Raw genomic sequence first — 12588 nt, forward strand, 5'->3', positions numbered from 1 at the left:
TTGCTAGATGTTCAAAAGATTGCTCACAGCCTGCGCCGTCGCGACCGTGCTGGCCGGCTGCGCCTCCGGCGTGAAACTCGACGACGTGCCGGTTGAAAACCGCAGCGGCACCGCCGTCCAGCCGGGTGATGCCGGCAGCGCAAGCCGCACCACCGAGAGCGTCGTGACGCCGGTAGATGCTGTCCAGCGGCCCGGCGACACCGCGGGCCCGGCCAATGTCGCCCGCATCATCTACTTCGACTACGACAGCTACGCGATCAAGCCCGAGTTCCAGAGCCTGATCGAGGCCCATGCGCGCTTCCTCAAGGGCAACGGCCAGCGCCACGTGGTGGTCGAGGGCCACACCGACGAGCGCGGCGGCCGCGAATACAACCTGGCGCTGGGCCAGCGGCGGGCGGAGGCGGTGCGCCGCTCGCTCGGCCTGCTGGGCATCAACGACAACCAGGTCGAGGCCGTGAGCTTCGGCAAGGAAAAGCCGGCCGTCATCGGCAGCGACGAAACCGCGTGGGCGCAGAACCGCCGCGCCGAAATCGCCTACCGCCGATGAAGGTGCATACCGCCTGGTCCTGGCGGCCGCTGGCCACCGGGCTGCTGCTGGCCGGCGGCGCTCTGCTGGCCGGCCAGTCGCATGCCGCGCTGTTCGAGGACGACGAGGCGCGCCGCGCCATCCTGGACCTGCGCGGAAAGGTGGAGCAGCAGCGCCTCGCCGCCGACGCCGCCATGCAGCGGCAGGCCGACGACCTGCGTCGCGCCACCGACGACAACGGCCAGCTGCGCCGCAGCCTGCTGGACCTGCAGAACCAGATCGAGGCCCTGCGCGGCGAGATCGCCGCCATGCGCGGGCAGAACGAGCAGCTGGCCCGCAGCGTGTCGGAACTGCAGCGCGGCCAGAAGGACATCGCCACCGGCGTCGAGGAGCGGCTGCGCAAGTTCGAGCCGGCCAAGGTGACGCTGGACGGGCGCGAGTTCACCGCGGATCCGGCGGAGATGCGCGACTTCGAAGCCTCGCTGGCGATCTTCCGGCGCGGCGACTTCCCGGCGGCGCAGACCTCGTTCACCGAATTCGTGAAGCGCTATCCGCAGTCGGGCTACCGCGGCACGGCGCTGTTCTGGCTGGGCAACGCGCAGTACGCCAACCGCGACTACCGCGGCGCGATCGCCAATTTCCGCGCGCTGCTGGCGCAGGCCCCGGACCACGCACGCGCGCCCGAGGCGCTGCTGTCGATCGCCAACTGCCAGATCGAGCTGAAGGACAACCCGGGCGCCCGCCGCACGCTGGAGGAGCTGACCCGCAGCTATCCGCAGTCGGAAGCCGCCAACGCCGCCCGCGAGCGGCTGGCGCGCCGCTAGGGCGATGACCCACCTGGACGAGGCGGCCGACCTGCAGCGCCGCTTCGGCGGGCTGGAGCGCTTGTACGGCGTGCCGGGCGCGCGTGCCATCCGCGGCGCGCACGTCGCGGTCGCCGGCATCGGCGGCGTCGGGTCCTGGGCGGCGGAGGCGCTGGCCCGCAGCGGCGTCGGCGAACTCACGCTGATCGACCTGGACCACGTGGCCGAATCCAACATCAACCGCCAGGTGCACGCGCTGGCCAGCACCATCGGCCAGGCCAAGGTGCAGGCGATGGCCGAGCGCATCGCGCAGATCAATCCCGCGTGCAGAGTTCACGGCATCGAGGAATTCGTGGAGCCGGGCAACTGGCCGCAGCTGCTGCCGCCCGGCGTGACGGCGGTGATCGACGCCTGCGACCAGGTCAAGGCCAAGGCGGCGATGGCCGCCTGGGCCCGCGAGCGCGGGAGCGAGGTGCTGTTCATCAGCGCCGGCGCGGCCGGCGGCAAGCGGCTGGCGCACAAGGTGGATGTGGACGACCTGGCCAACACCACCCACGACCCGCTGCTGGCGCAGCTGCGCTACCAGCTGCGCAAGCACCATGGCGCGCCCAGGGAAGGCAAGAAGATCGGCGTGGCCTGCGTGTTCAGCCGCGAGGCGGTGGCGCCGCCCGATCCGTCCTGCGCCCTGGAAGGCGACGGCTCGCTGAACTGCCACGGCTACGGATCGGCCGCCAGCGTGACGGCCACCTTCGGCCTGTGCGCCGCCGGCTGGGTGATGGACCGCATCGCCACCCGAAAGGCGGCGGAGTCCACGTTATAATCATTGGCTTTGCTGCACATCCGATGCAGCTTGCGGGACGTTAGCTCAGTTGGTAGAGCAGCGGACTTTTAATCCGTTGGTCACTGGTTCGACCCCAGTACGTCCTACCAATACAAATAAGGAAAGCCTGCTATCAAAGCGATAGCGGGCTTTTTCTTTTTCTAGGCCGGCATGACTGTCTGGTGACAGCCTCGGAGGCACCGACCCGGACTTCGGGGTACACCCGGAGCTGGATGCCAGCGGCGCGCGGGAGCGGGCGAAGCCCCCTGGAACACGTCCCCCGATGGAAGGGTTAGGCACCATTGGACGACACGCCTTGATGGCTCAGCGCGACGTGCGCCACGGACACATTGGATGCATGGAGGTGCTGTATGCGCCACTCGCCCGAATGTTGACAAAGGACCAGCGTTCTCCGAGCGGTTCGCTCAGCGCTGCGCAAGTGGAATGTGGCCAGGCCCATGTTTGGCGAGACCTGCTCGATGCGCAGCTCCTCGGGGACCAGCCGGTGATACGGCGGGCCGCCTGGCGCTTGGCCCAGGATACGTGCGAACACGATGCTGAACTGCGCCTGTATCGCAGCCCTGCCATCAAATCGAGCAGGCGGCTCGGGTGCCGGGAAGAACACCGTCGCATCGCTCGCGAAACACGCGATGAAGGACGGCATGTCGAGGTTTTCGAACGCGGCCAAAAAGGTTGCAACGAGCTCTTCCACCGGTGGCAGCCTACCAGCACTGCGGCTTGATGCAGCCCCGTGGTTTCGCAGACGCGCCGGACTCTCTCCGACATGATTCAGGGGGGTGGCTGTCATGGTCACCCCCTTTTTCGTTGTTGTCGCCGCACGACGGCGGCATTGACCGCGGTCGAAGGCGCACAGTACCCTCGCGCGGCGCATTTTCGCGCTGCATTACATCGGGCACAACAATGAGAACAACACGCATCCTGACCATCTCCGCGCTTTGCGCGCTTGTCGCCGCCTGCGGAGGCGGTGGGGACGGCAGTACCGCGGCCCAGCCCGCGCCTGCGCCCGCGGCGTCCACCGCCATCCCGCTGGGCACGGCCATGTCGAACATGATCAACCAGAGCAAGACCGGCACCGTGTCGATCGCCGGCACGGTGACGGCGTCGGGCCAGACGGTCAGCGTCGCCGGCGCCGGCACGTACACCGAAACCACCAGCGCCGCGACCTTCGAGGGCGTCGCCGGCCTGCGCAAGCACGTCGATCTCTCCGGCTCGGTGTCGGCCAATGGCCAGACCGCTCCGCTGTCGGCTTCCACCGACGCGTACTACGACAGCAACTACAAGCCGCTGGGGTCCACGAGCGCCGGCGCCTATTGCGTCACCACGGCCTACACCAGCCTGCCGGCCAATGCACCCGCCGGCACCTCGGGGACCTGGATCAGCCAGGACTGCTACGCCAGCAGCGCCAAGACTTCCAAGATCGGCTCGGGCACCGTCACCTACACGGTGGAAGCCGATTCGGCCAATTCGCTGATCCTGCGCCTGACCACCCGCGTGACCGACAGCGCCGGCAACGTGCTGCCGTCCACCGCAAGCTACCGGGTCACGACCACCGGTGCGACCAGCCGGCTGACCGACGCCGTGACCGTCACGGTGAATGGTGCGTCCGCCAACCTGACCATCAGCTACCAGTAAGAGCTTGCCGCCGCGCGGCACGCCCGGGCGATGAATGTCGACCCGGTCCGAACGAAACGCAGGGGATGGCCGTCATGGCCATCCCCTTTTTCGTTGCGCCAGCAGGCGCGCGATCGCCCGGCTCACCTGTTGCGACGGGATGTTCGACACGCCGCCCGCGCCGGCCTGCAATGCATCGGGCAGCACGTCGGCCGGCAGGCGCCACTGGGGCGCAATCTGCGCGCTGAACAGGGGAACCAGCGCCGCGCGCACCGTCAGCGCCAGGTGCATCAGGCCGCCGTCGGGGCAGGCGACCACCGGCGTCGCATCCAGCAGCGCGCGCGTGCCGGCCAGGCTCAGGCGGCCGGTGTAGTCGGCGATCCGGGCGCCTGCCGGCGCGCCCGCGATCAACGTTGCGGCCTGCGCCGCTCCATTGGCGCTGCCGACCAGGACGAAGCGGCTGTGGCCGGCGTCCACCAGTTGCCGGACCACCTGGTCCCAGTGCTGGTAGACGCGGTCGCTGCGCACGCCGCCCATCACCAGGCCTACCGCATCCTGCAGATCGGCCGCAGGGTCGGTCGCCGCCGGCGGGATCGGCCCGAGCTTCTGCCGGGCATGGGCCTGCAGCTGCGCAGCGCCCGGCGTCAGCCCCAGCAGATCGGCCAGCCGCTGCGCCCCGAAGGCGCCCCGGTGGAAGTTGGGGCCGGTGAAGTAGCCGTGCAGGGAAACCCACGGCAGGCGCGGGAAATGCCGGATCTTCTGCTGCAGCGGCCTGCGCTTGTTGCTCAGCACGATGGCGCAGTCGTAGTGGCTGCCGCTGAACCCCGCCGTGTCGCTGCCCACCTTTCCGAACCAGGGGTCGCCCTCAAACAGGGCCGCGACGACCGGCGCCGCCACCAGGTCCACCTGCAGCCCTGCGTCGACCAGCAGGCTGCGCGACGCCAGGTCCATCAGGGCGTCGCCGATCTGGTCTTCGCCGAAGTAGATCCACAGGACGCGGCGGGCGCCGGCCGGGATGCGGTCGAGCCGGAACCGCTCCTGCCCCGACAGCCAGAAGGCCAGCCGGCGCGAGGCGGCGCGGCGCGCGGCCTTGCCCGCGCCGATCTCGTGCAGGTAGTCGGCGCCGGATTCGCCCGGAACCGGCCGGCTCAGCGGCTGGGTGATGGAGGTCAGTGCGAGGCGGCGGAACATGGGCGGATGGCGCAGCGATTATCGGGCAGCGCCGCGCGCACGCCCGGCCTGCGTAGGGTGCGCTCCTACGCCCACGAGGCGCGGATGCCGGCAGACCGCGGCGCACTGCCAACAGAAGCTGCCGGCATGGATCCACGCTGGCAACCCCCTCTCGAGCACCCGCCGGGCCTCGACCTTCCCACGCCCGAGGCGCGCGGCCTGTTCGCGGCCGGCTGGCACGCGGACGCGGCCGAGTGCCGCATCGTCAACCTGGCGGACCAGTCGCAGCAACTGGTCTCGCCCGAGACCTGGCGGGCGCTGCGCGAGCTCCATGCCAGCGTGCCGGTGCAGCTGACTTTCGCCTGAATCGCGCAGTTCCGCACGCCCGCTGCCGGTGGCGCGCGGCGGGCGCGCCCGGCGCCGTAGCGCGCGCGGTAGCATTCGCCCATGGCATTCAGCACCCAGCTCACCCGCTTCCCCGGCTATGTCAGGGTCCAGGCCGCAGGACCGAATTCGATCGGCGATTGCGTCGAGCTGATCTCCATGATCGCCCGGGAAACCGTCTACTGGTCGGACCGGCGGGTGGTGGTGGACCTGCGGCAGGTGGACGGCGAGCTCACGCCCACCGAGCAGATCTTCATCGGGGAACTGGTGGCGCAGGACCTGGCCCATCTCGAACGCGTGGCGTCGGTGGTGCCGCCGCGCAGCCTCACGCGCAACAGCGAGCGCGCCGCGCAGGAGCTGGGTTCCCAGCTGCGGGTGTTCGACGACGAAAGCCAGGCGCTGGCCTGGATTGCCGCCGCGGAACTGCCGTTCAGGAAGCCTTGAGCGCGGGCGCCGGCAAGGCCAGGTGCGCACTCTGGACCACAGCGATGCAGTCGCGGATGTGCTCCTCGCCCAGGTAGCGGATGGCACTGTAGCCCACCAGCGCCGATACCAGCTGGCCGGCCAGCGGCACGTAGCGCGCCGCCTGCTTGGCCGACATCCGCATGCCGACCTTGCCGGCGAAGCGCAGCACCAGGTCGCGGGTGATGAACTTGCCCACCAGCATCGAGCCGATCGCGCCGATCGCCTTCTGCGCCTGTTCGCGCTTGTGGTGGGGCAGCTGGTCCAGCTGCTCGGGCGACAGGCCGAACTGCCGGTTGATCTCCGGCACCAGCTTGGACAGCAGCGCGGCGTCCACCGCCCAGTCCAGGCCCGGCACCGGCACGGCGCTGGCTGCGGCGGCCACCAGCGCCCGCCGGTTCAGCAGGCGCCGGCAATAGCGCACGCGCGCGGCCAGCTCTGGGTTGTGCTCGGCAAGTTGCAGGGTGGCGGCCATGCGCTACCTTACCGCAGCCCGACCTGCTCAGTTGGCGGCAGACCCTGAAGGTCTGTCCCAAAGTCTCAGGCAGTCGTTTCGATCGATTCGATTTCGCCGGACAGGGCCAGCCAGCGCTCCTCCAGCCGGGCAAGCTCGTCGTTGGCGGCCTTGAGCAGCTTGCCGTCCTCGGCCAGCGCGGCCGGCGCCAGCTTGCCGGCCAGCCTGGCCTCCAGCGCCGCCTTCTCCTGCGTCAGCTGCGCCATGCGCTTGTCGGCCTGCTCCAGCTCCTTGCGCAGCGGCTTGAGCCGGGCGCCCACCTGCTGGCGGTGCTGGGCGTCCTGCTGGCGCGGCGCGGCCACGACCACCGGCTGCACCAGCGCCGCGGTGCGATCGAGCTTGGCCTGCTCGCGCAGCCGCTTGGATTCGTCCAGCAGGTACTTCTGGTAGTCGTCCAGGTCGCCGTCGAACGGCGCCACGACGCCCCGGCCCACCAGCCAGAATTCGTCGCAGACGGCCCGCAGCAGATGCCGGTCGTGGCTGACCAGCATCACCGTGCCTTCGAACTCGTTGAGCGCCATCGACAGCGCCTCGCGGGTGGCCAGGTCCAGGTGGTTGGTCGGCTCGTCCATCAGCAGCAGGTTGGGGCGCTGCCAGACCATCATCGCCAGCACCAGCCGCGCCTTCTCGCCGCCGCTCATGGTGCCGACCGCCTGGCGCACCATGTCGCCGCTGAAGTTGAAGGTGCCCAGGAAGTTGCGCAGCTCCTGCTCGCGCGCCGCCGGGCCGACCTCGCGCGCCAGCCGCGTCATGTGCTCCAGCGGGTTGTCGGCGGGGCGCAGCACGTCCAGCTCCTGCTGGGCGAAATAGCCGATCGACAGGCCCTTGCCCTGCGTGATGGTGCCCGCCAGCAGCGGGATGTCGCCGGCGATGGTCTTGACCAGCGTCGACTTGCCCTGGCCGTTGGCGCCCAGGATGCCGATCCGCTGGCCGGCCAGCACCGAGCGGTTGACGCCGCGCACGATCACCTTGTCGCCTTCGTCTTCCGACTTGTAGCCGAACACGCCGTCGCTGATCGCCAGCATCGGGTTGGGCAGGTTGGCCGGCTCCTTGAATTCGAAGGTGAAGTCGGCGTCGGCCAGCACCGGCGCGATCTTCTCCATCCGCTCCAGCGCCTTGACCCGGCTCTGCGCCTGCTTGGCCTTGCTGGCCTTGGCCTTGAAGCGGTCGATGAATTTCTGCAGGTGGGCGATCTTGTCCTGCTGCTTGGAGAACGCCGACTGCTGCAGTTCCAGCTGCTGCGAGCGCAGCGTCTCGAAGGCGCTGTAGTTGCCGCCGTAGCGGGTGATGCCCTGGTTCTCGATGTGCAGCGTGACGTCGGTGACGGCGTCCAGGAATTCGCGGTCGTGGCTGATCACGATCAGCGTGCCCTGGTAGCGCTTGAGCCACGCTTCCAGCCACACGAGCGCGTCCAGGTCCAGGTGGTTGGTCGGCTCGTCCAGCAGCAGCAGGTCGGACGGGCACATCAGCGCCCGCGCCAGCTGCAGCCGCATGCGCCAGCCGCCGGAGAAGCTGTTGACCGGGCTTTCCAGCTCGCTGGTCTTGAAGCCCAGGCCGAGGATCAGCGCTTGCGCGCGCGGCACCGCGTCGTGCTCGCCGGCGTCCGCCAGGTCGGTGTAGGCGTGGGCGATGGCCATGCCGTCGCCGCTGTTCTCCGCCTGCACCAGCAGCTCGCGCAGGCTGGCCAGCCGGGTGTCTCCGCCCAGCACGAAGTCGGTGGCCGACTCCTCGGTCTCCGGCATGTTCTGCTCCACCTGCGCCAGCTGCCACTGCGCCGGCCGCGAGAAGTCGCCGCTGTCCTCGTGCAGCACGCCGGTGAACAGCGCGAACAGGGTGGACTTGCCGGCGCCGTTGCGCCCGACCAGGCCGACCTTCTCGCCGGGATTGATGGTGACGGAGACCTTGTCCAGCAGGACCTTGGCGCTGCGGCGCAGGGTGACGTTCTTGAGGGTGATCACAGGGGCAATTCTTCTTTTCTAGGGGGTCAGCAGCGCTTCGCGGGTGAGCAGCAGGACCTGGTCGTCGCGGGCGCTGGTTTCCAGCCAGACGGCCGCCAGGCGCGGGAAGGCGGCTTCGAAGTTGCCGCGCTCGTTGCCGATTTCCAGCACCAGCACCGCGTGCTCGCTCATGTGGGCGGGCGCGTCGGCCAGCAGCCGGCGGATGAAGTCCATGCCGTCGGCGCCGCCGGCCAGCGCCAGCGCCGGTTCGGCCTGGTACTCGGCGGGCAGCTGGTCCATGCTCTGCGTGTTGACGTAGGGCGGGTTGCACAGGATCAGGTCGAAGGTTCCGAGCACGCCTTGCAGGCCGTCGGAATGGATCAGGGAGATGCGGTCGGCCAGCCCATGCCGGTCGACGTTGATGCGCGCTACTTCCAGCGCCTTGGGCGAGATGTCGGCCGCCGCCACGCTCACGTCCGGCCAGCACAGCGCCGCGATCACCGCCAGGCTGCCGTTGCCGGTGCACAGGTCCAGCACCCGACGGGTGTGTTCGCCCAGCCAGTAGTCGATGTCGCCGTCGGCGATGATCTCGGCGATGAAGCTGCGCGGCACGATGGCGCGCTCGTCCACGTAGAACGGCACGCCCTGCAGCCACGCCTCCTTGGTCAGGTACGCGGCCGGCTTGCGCGACGCGATCCGCTCCTGCACCAGCGCCTGCGCGGCGGCCTGCTGCTGCGGCGTCACCGGCTTGTCCGCGTGCTCGTCGATCTGGTCCAGCGGATAACCCAGCTTCCACAGCACCAGCCACGCCGCCTCGTCGAACGCGTTGCCCGTCCCATGGCCGAACGCCACGCCAGCTTGTTCAAGCTGCGCGGCACTTTGGTTGATGAGGTCGATGACTGTCATAGGGGAAGGGGAGAACTGCCGGACGACCAAAGCGCAGAACCAACGCAGAAGTCGCAAAAGGAATTCAAGACCTCGATGGTCTCTTCTGCGCTTTCTGCGTTGTTTCTGCGTCTTCTGCGTCCGGATGTCGGATTTCAGGACTGGGCGTTCAAGAGCTCCAGAGTACGGCGATAAATGTTCTTGAGCGGCTCGATGTCGGCGACGGCGACGTGCTCGTCGATCTTGTGGATGCTGGCGTTCAGCGGCCCGAACTCGATCACCTGCGGACAGATGCGGGAAATGAAGCGGGCGTCGCTGGTGCCGCCGGTGGTGGACAGTTCCGCCGCGACGCCGGTTTCAGCGCGGATCGCAGCCTGCACGGCGCCAACCAGTTCGGCCGGCTCGGTAAGGAAGGGCAGGCCGCCGACCACCCACTGGATCTCGTAGTCCAGGCCGTGGCGCTCCAACACCGCAGCGACGCGCTGCTGCAGCGACTCGGCGCTGGATTCGGTGGAGTAGCGGAAGTTGAAGTCCACCACCATCGCGCCCGGAATCACGTTGGTCGCGCCGGTGCCGCCGTGGATGTTGCTCATCTGCCAGCTGGTGGGCTGGAAGAACGCATTGCCCTTGTCCCACTGCATCGCGGCCAGTTCGGCCAGCGCCGGCATCGCCTTGTGGATGGGATTGAGCCCCAGCTGCGGATAGGCGATGTGGCACTGCACGCCCTTGACGGTGAGCTTGCCGCTCATGCTGCCGCGGCGGCCGTTCTTGATCATGTCGCCCAGCCGCGCCACCGAGGTCGGCTCGCCGACGATGCAGTAGTCCAGGGTCTCGCCGCGCGCCTTGAGCCGGTCGCAGACCACCGCGGTGCCGTCCACGCTGGGGCCTTCCTCGTCGCTGGTGATCAGCAGGGCGATCGACAGCGCCGGCGCCGGCGTGGCCTGCAGGAATTCCTCCACCGCCACCGTGAAGGCGGCGATCGAGGTCTTCATGTCGGCGGCGCCGCGGCCGTACAGCTGGCCGTCGCGGTGCGCCGGCACGAAGGGATTGCTGCTCCACTGCTCCAGCGGGCCGGTGGGCACGACGTCGGTGTGGCCGGCAAAGACCAGCGTCCGGCCGCCGGAGCCGGGCCGCTTGGCCCACAGGTTGGTGACGCGGAAGCTCTCGGGGCCGCTGTCGATGGTCTCGCAGGCAAAGCCCAGCGGCGCCAGCCGCTGCGACAGGATGCGCTGGCAGCCCTGGTCGTCCGGCGTGACCGAAGGCCGCGAGATCAGTTCTTCGGCGAGGTACAGCACCTTCGACATCAGGCCAGCCTCGTCATCAATGCTTCACGTCCAGCGTGATCTCGGTGAACGAGGCTTCTTCCGCCAGGTCTTCCTCGCTGGCGCCTTCCTCGGCGAACTGGGCGTCCTTGCCGGCGAAGTCGTTCTGCAGCCGCCATTGCAGGTTGGTGGGCGAGTCGGCGTAGGCCAGGCCTTCCTTCTTCTCCACGATGCCGTCGACGATCATGCGGGCGATGTCCTGCTCGAAGGTCTGCGAGCCCTCGGCCATCGACTTCTCCATCGCTTCCTTGACGCCGGAGAAGTCGCCCTTTTCGATCAGCTCCGAGATCAGCTTGGTGTTGAGCATCACTTCCACCGCAGGCGCCCGGCTGCCGGTGATGGTGCGCAGCAGCCGCTGCGAGACCACGGCCTTGAGCGCCGCCGCCAGGTCGCCCAGCATGGTCGCCCGCACTTCGACCGGGTAGAAGCTCAGGATCCGGTTGAGCGCCTGGTAGCTGTTGTTGGCGTGCATGGTGGCCAGGCACAGGTGGCCCGACTGCGCGTACGCGATCGCGGCCGACATGGTCTCGCGGTCGCGGATCTCGCCCACCAGGATCACGTCGGGCGCCTGGCGCAGCGCGTTCTTCAGCGCCACCGCCATCGACTCGGTGTCGGTGCCGACCTCGCGCTGGTTGATCACCGACTTCTTGTTGGTGAACAGGAATTCCACCGGGTCCTCGATGGTGAGGATGTGGCCGGTGGCCTTCTCGTTGCGGTAATCCATCATCGACGCCAGCGTGGTGCTCTTGCCGGCGCCGGTGGCGCCCACCATCAGCAGCAGGCCGCGCTTGGCCATGATCAGGTCGCCCAGGATCATCGGCACGTTCAGCGAGGCCAGCGCCGGAATGTCGGTGCTGATGAAGCGCACCACCACCGCGTAGGTGCCGCGCTGGCGCATCGCGGAGAAGCGGAAGTTGCCGACGCCGGCGATCGGCTGGGCCATGTTCAGCTCGCCGGTCTCTTCCAGCTCCTTGATCCGGATGGCCGGCAGCACTTCGGCCAGCAGCGCCTTGGGCGCGTCCGGCGGCAGCAGCTGCGCGTTGATCGGCAGGCACTGGCCGTTGATCTTGATCATCGCCGGGGCGTGGGCGGACAGGTAGATGTCCGAGGCCTTCTTCTCGCCCATCAACCGCAGGATCCGCTCCATCGTGCTCATGCTTCGCTCCTAAATACCAAATTCGGACAACCGGACGCAGAGGACGCAAAAGTTGCGCAGAAGTCGCAGAAGAAGACCTGGAAAATGTTCATATGACTTTTTTTGCGTCCTCTGCGTAGTTTCTGCGTCCTCTGCGTCCCGTCGTCCGTTTTCAGGGGCGCAGCAGCTCGTTCAGGCTGGTGGTGGCGCGGGTCTTGGCGTCCACCCGCTTGACGATGACGGCGGCATACAGGCTGTACTTGCCGCCGGGCTTGGGCAGGTTGCCGCTGACCACCACCGAGCCCGACGGGATGCGGCCGTAGCTGATGGTGTCCGCTTCCCGGTCGTAGATCGGGGTGCTCTGGCCCAGGTACACGCCCATGCCGACCACCGAGTTCTCCTCCACGATCACGCCTTCCACCACTTCGGAGCGGGCGCCGATGAAGCAGTTGTCCTCGATGATGGTCGGGTTGGCCTGCAGCGGCTCCAGCACGCCGCCCAGGCCGACGCCGCCGGACAGGTGGACGTTCTTGCCGACCTGCGCGCAGCTGCCGACGGTGGCCCAGGTGTCCACCATGGTGCCTTCGTCCACGTAGGCGCCGATGTTCACGTAGCTGGGCATCAGGATCGCGCCGCGGGCCACGAAGCTGCCGCGCCGGGCGACCGCAGGCGGCACCACGCGCACGCCGGTGGCGGCCATTTCCTCGGGCGTCAGGTGGGCGAACTTGGTCTGCACCTTGTCGAAGAAGGCCAGGTCGCCGGCCTTCATGATCTCGTTGTCCTTGAGCCGGAACGACAGCAGCACCGCCTTCTTGATCCACTGGTGGACGGTCCACTTGCCGACGCTCTCGCGGGTGGCGACCCGCAGCTCGCCCTTGTTCAGGGCGGCGATCACGTGTTCGACCGCCTCCAGCACGTCGCGGGGCGCCGACTTGGGCGAGATGTTGGCGCGGTTCTCCCACGCGGCGTCGATGGTCTGCTGGAGCTGTTGGGTCATG

The 12588-nt window shown here is 68.6% G+C and carries 14 protein-coding genes and 1 tRNA gene; 7 read left to right on the plus strand and 8 right to left on the minus strand.

The window, feature by feature from the left end:
• Positions 1 to 7 precede the first annotated feature (7 nt).
• The 4 genes from pal to ACFPOE_RS19910 all read left to right on the plus strand — a co-directional run bounded on the left by pal (position 8) and on the right by ACFPOE_RS19910 (position 2259).
• Positions 8 to 547, plus strand: a complete 540-nt coding sequence (gene pal / locus ACFPOE_RS19895; protein ID WP_376852064.1) for a peptidoglycan-associated lipoprotein Pal — start codon at positions 8 to 10, stop codon at positions 545 to 547.
• Positions 544 to 1350: a tol-pal system protein YbgF gene (gene ybgF / locus ACFPOE_RS19900; RefSeq protein WP_376852065.1), complete on the plus strand. Its 807-nt coding sequence runs from the start codon at positions 544 to 546 to the stop codon at positions 1348 to 1350. The genes pal and ybgF overlap by 4 nt, the downstream gene beginning before the upstream one ends.
• 4 nt (positions 1351 to 1354) lie before the next feature.
• Positions 1355 to 2149, plus strand: coding sequence for a tRNA threonylcarbamoyladenosine dehydratase (locus ACFPOE_RS19905; RefSeq protein ID WP_376852066.1), 795 nt, complete (start codon positions 1355 to 1357; stop codon positions 2147 to 2149).
• A gap of 34 nt (positions 2150 to 2183) precedes the next feature.
• Positions 2184 to 2259: transfer RNA gene (locus ACFPOE_RS19910), tRNA-Lys, on the plus strand.
• Between the two features lie 182 nt (positions 2260 to 2441).
• On the opposite strand, the gene ACFPOE_RS19915 is transcribed toward ACFPOE_RS19910, so the two are convergent.
• On the minus strand, positions 2442 to 2861 hold the full coding sequence (locus ACFPOE_RS19915) for a YybH family protein (RefSeq protein WP_376852067.1): 420 nt from the start codon (positions 2859 to 2861) through the stop codon (positions 2442 to 2444).
• Positions 2862 to 3208: 347 nt separating this feature from the next.
• Between ACFPOE_RS19915 and ACFPOE_RS19920 the strand changes: the two genes are divergently transcribed.
• Positions 3209 to 3802: a hypothetical protein gene (locus ACFPOE_RS19920; protein WP_376852068.1), complete on the plus strand. Its 594-nt coding sequence runs from the start codon at positions 3209 to 3211 to the stop codon at positions 3800 to 3802.
• 72 nt (positions 3803 to 3874) lie between these two features.
• On the opposite strand, the gene ACFPOE_RS19925 is transcribed toward ACFPOE_RS19920, so the two are convergent.
• Positions 3875 to 4972, minus strand: coding sequence for a glycosyltransferase family 9 protein (locus tag ACFPOE_RS19925; protein ID WP_376852069.1), 1098 nt, complete (start codon positions 4970 to 4972; stop codon positions 3875 to 3877).
• Between the two features lie 126 nt (positions 4973 to 5098).
• On the opposite strand from ACFPOE_RS19925, the gene ACFPOE_RS19930 reads away from it, so the two are divergent.
• Together ACFPOE_RS19930 and ACFPOE_RS19935 are read left to right on the plus strand one after the other, a co-directional pair.
• Positions 5099 to 5317, plus strand: coding sequence for a hypothetical protein (locus tag ACFPOE_RS19930; protein WP_376852070.1), 219 nt, complete (start codon positions 5099 to 5101; stop codon positions 5315 to 5317).
• 81 nt (positions 5318 to 5398) lie between these two features.
• Positions 5399 to 5779 (plus strand): STAS/SEC14 domain-containing protein, encoded by a 381-nt coding sequence (locus tag ACFPOE_RS19935; RefSeq protein ID WP_376852071.1) that lies wholly within the window; start codon positions 5399 to 5401, stop codon positions 5777 to 5779.
• On the opposite strand, the gene ACFPOE_RS19940 is transcribed toward ACFPOE_RS19935, so the two are convergent.
• The 6 genes from ACFPOE_RS19940 to dapD all read right to left on the minus strand — a co-directional run bounded on the left by ACFPOE_RS19940 (position 5766) and on the right by dapD (position 12587).
• The gene (locus tag ACFPOE_RS19940) at positions 5766 to 6272 is read right to left on the minus strand and encodes a hypothetical protein (RefSeq protein ID WP_376852072.1); all 507 of its coding nucleotides are present in this window, start codon (positions 6270 to 6272) and stop codon (positions 5766 to 5768) included. The genes ACFPOE_RS19935 and ACFPOE_RS19940 overlap by 14 nt on opposite strands.
• Before the next feature lie 65 nt (positions 6273 to 6337).
• Positions 6338 to 8269 (minus strand): ABC-F family ATP-binding cassette domain-containing protein, encoded by a 1932-nt coding sequence (locus tag ACFPOE_RS19945; RefSeq protein ID WP_376852073.1) that lies wholly within the window; start codon positions 8267 to 8269, stop codon positions 6338 to 6340.
• An 18-nt stretch (positions 8270 to 8287) separates the two neighbouring features.
• The gene (gene prmB / locus ACFPOE_RS19950) at positions 8288 to 9154 is read right to left on the minus strand and encodes a 50S ribosomal protein L3 N(5)-glutamine methyltransferase (RefSeq protein ID WP_376852074.1); all 867 of its coding nucleotides are present in this window, start codon (positions 9152 to 9154) and stop codon (positions 8288 to 8290) included.
• 134 nt (positions 9155 to 9288) lie between these two features.
• A complete protein-coding gene (gene dapE / locus ACFPOE_RS19955) occupies positions 9289 to 10437 on the minus strand; it encodes a succinyl-diaminopimelate desuccinylase (protein ID WP_376852075.1) in 1149 nt (382 codons plus the stop codon).
• A 16-nt stretch (positions 10438 to 10453) separates the two neighbouring features.
• Entirely contained in the window at positions 10454 to 11611 is a 1158-nt protein-coding gene (locus ACFPOE_RS19960) for a PilT/PilU family type 4a pilus ATPase (RefSeq protein ID WP_376852076.1), read from the minus strand.
• Positions 11612 to 11762: 151 nt separating this feature from the next.
• Positions 11763 to 12587, minus strand: coding sequence for a 2,3,4,5-tetrahydropyridine-2,6-dicarboxylate N-succinyltransferase (gene dapD / locus ACFPOE_RS19965; protein WP_376852077.1), 825 nt, complete (start codon positions 12585 to 12587; stop codon positions 11763 to 11765).
• Position 12588 lies beyond the last annotated feature (1 nt).

The organism is Caenimonas terrae (assembly GCF_042655405.1).
GTDB lineage: Bacteria > Pseudomonadota > Gammaproteobacteria > Burkholderiales > Burkholderiaceae_C > Ramlibacter > Ramlibacter terrae_A.

What these genes read in the sequence shown, in the direction of transcription:
- ACFPOE_RS19905 (WP_376852066.1), top strand. Translation starts at nt 1,355, where the DNA reads ATGACCCACCTGGACGAGGCGGCCGACCTGCAGCGCCGCTTCGGCGGG.
- ACFPOE_RS19960 (WP_376852076.1), bottom strand. Translation starts at nt 11,611, where the DNA reads ATGAGCACGATGGAGCGGATCCTGCGGTTGATGGGCGAGAAGAAGGCC.
- pal (WP_376852064.1), top strand. Translation starts at nt 8, where the DNA reads ATGTTCAAAAGATTGCTCACAGCCTGCGCCGTCGCGACCGTGCTGGCC.
- ybgF (WP_376852065.1), top strand. Translation starts at nt 544, where the DNA reads ATGAAGGTGCATACCGCCTGGTCCTGGCGGCCGCTGGCCACCGGGCTG.
- prmB (WP_376852074.1), bottom strand. Translation starts at nt 9,154, where the DNA reads ATGACAGTCATCGACCTCATCAACCAAAGTGCCGCGCAGCTTGAACAA.
- ACFPOE_RS19920 (WP_376852068.1), top strand. Translation starts at nt 3,209, where the DNA reads ATGTCGAACATGATCAACCAGAGCAAGACCGGCACCGTGTCGATCGCC.
- dapD (WP_376852077.1), bottom strand. Translation starts at nt 12,587, where the DNA reads ATGACCCAACAGCTCCAGCAGACCATCGACGCCGCGTGGGAGAACCGC.
- ACFPOE_RS19935 (WP_376852071.1), top strand. Translation starts at nt 5,399, where the DNA reads ATGGCATTCAGCACCCAGCTCACCCGCTTCCCCGGCTATGTCAGGGTC.
- ACFPOE_RS19925 (WP_376852069.1), bottom strand. Translation starts at nt 4,972, where the DNA reads ATGTTCCGCCGCCTCGCACTGACCTCCATCACCCAGCCGCTGAGCCGG.
- ACFPOE_RS19930 (WP_376852070.1), top strand. Translation starts at nt 5,099, where the DNA reads ATGGATCCACGCTGGCAACCCCCTCTCGAGCACCCGCCGGGCCTCGAC.
- ACFPOE_RS19940 (WP_376852072.1), bottom strand. Translation starts at nt 6,272, where the DNA reads ATGGCCGCCACCCTGCAACTTGCCGAGCACAACCCAGAGCTGGCCGCG.
- dapE (WP_376852075.1), bottom strand. Translation starts at nt 10,437, where the DNA reads ATGTCGAAGGTGCTGTACCTCGCCGAAGAACTGATCTCGCGGCCTTCG.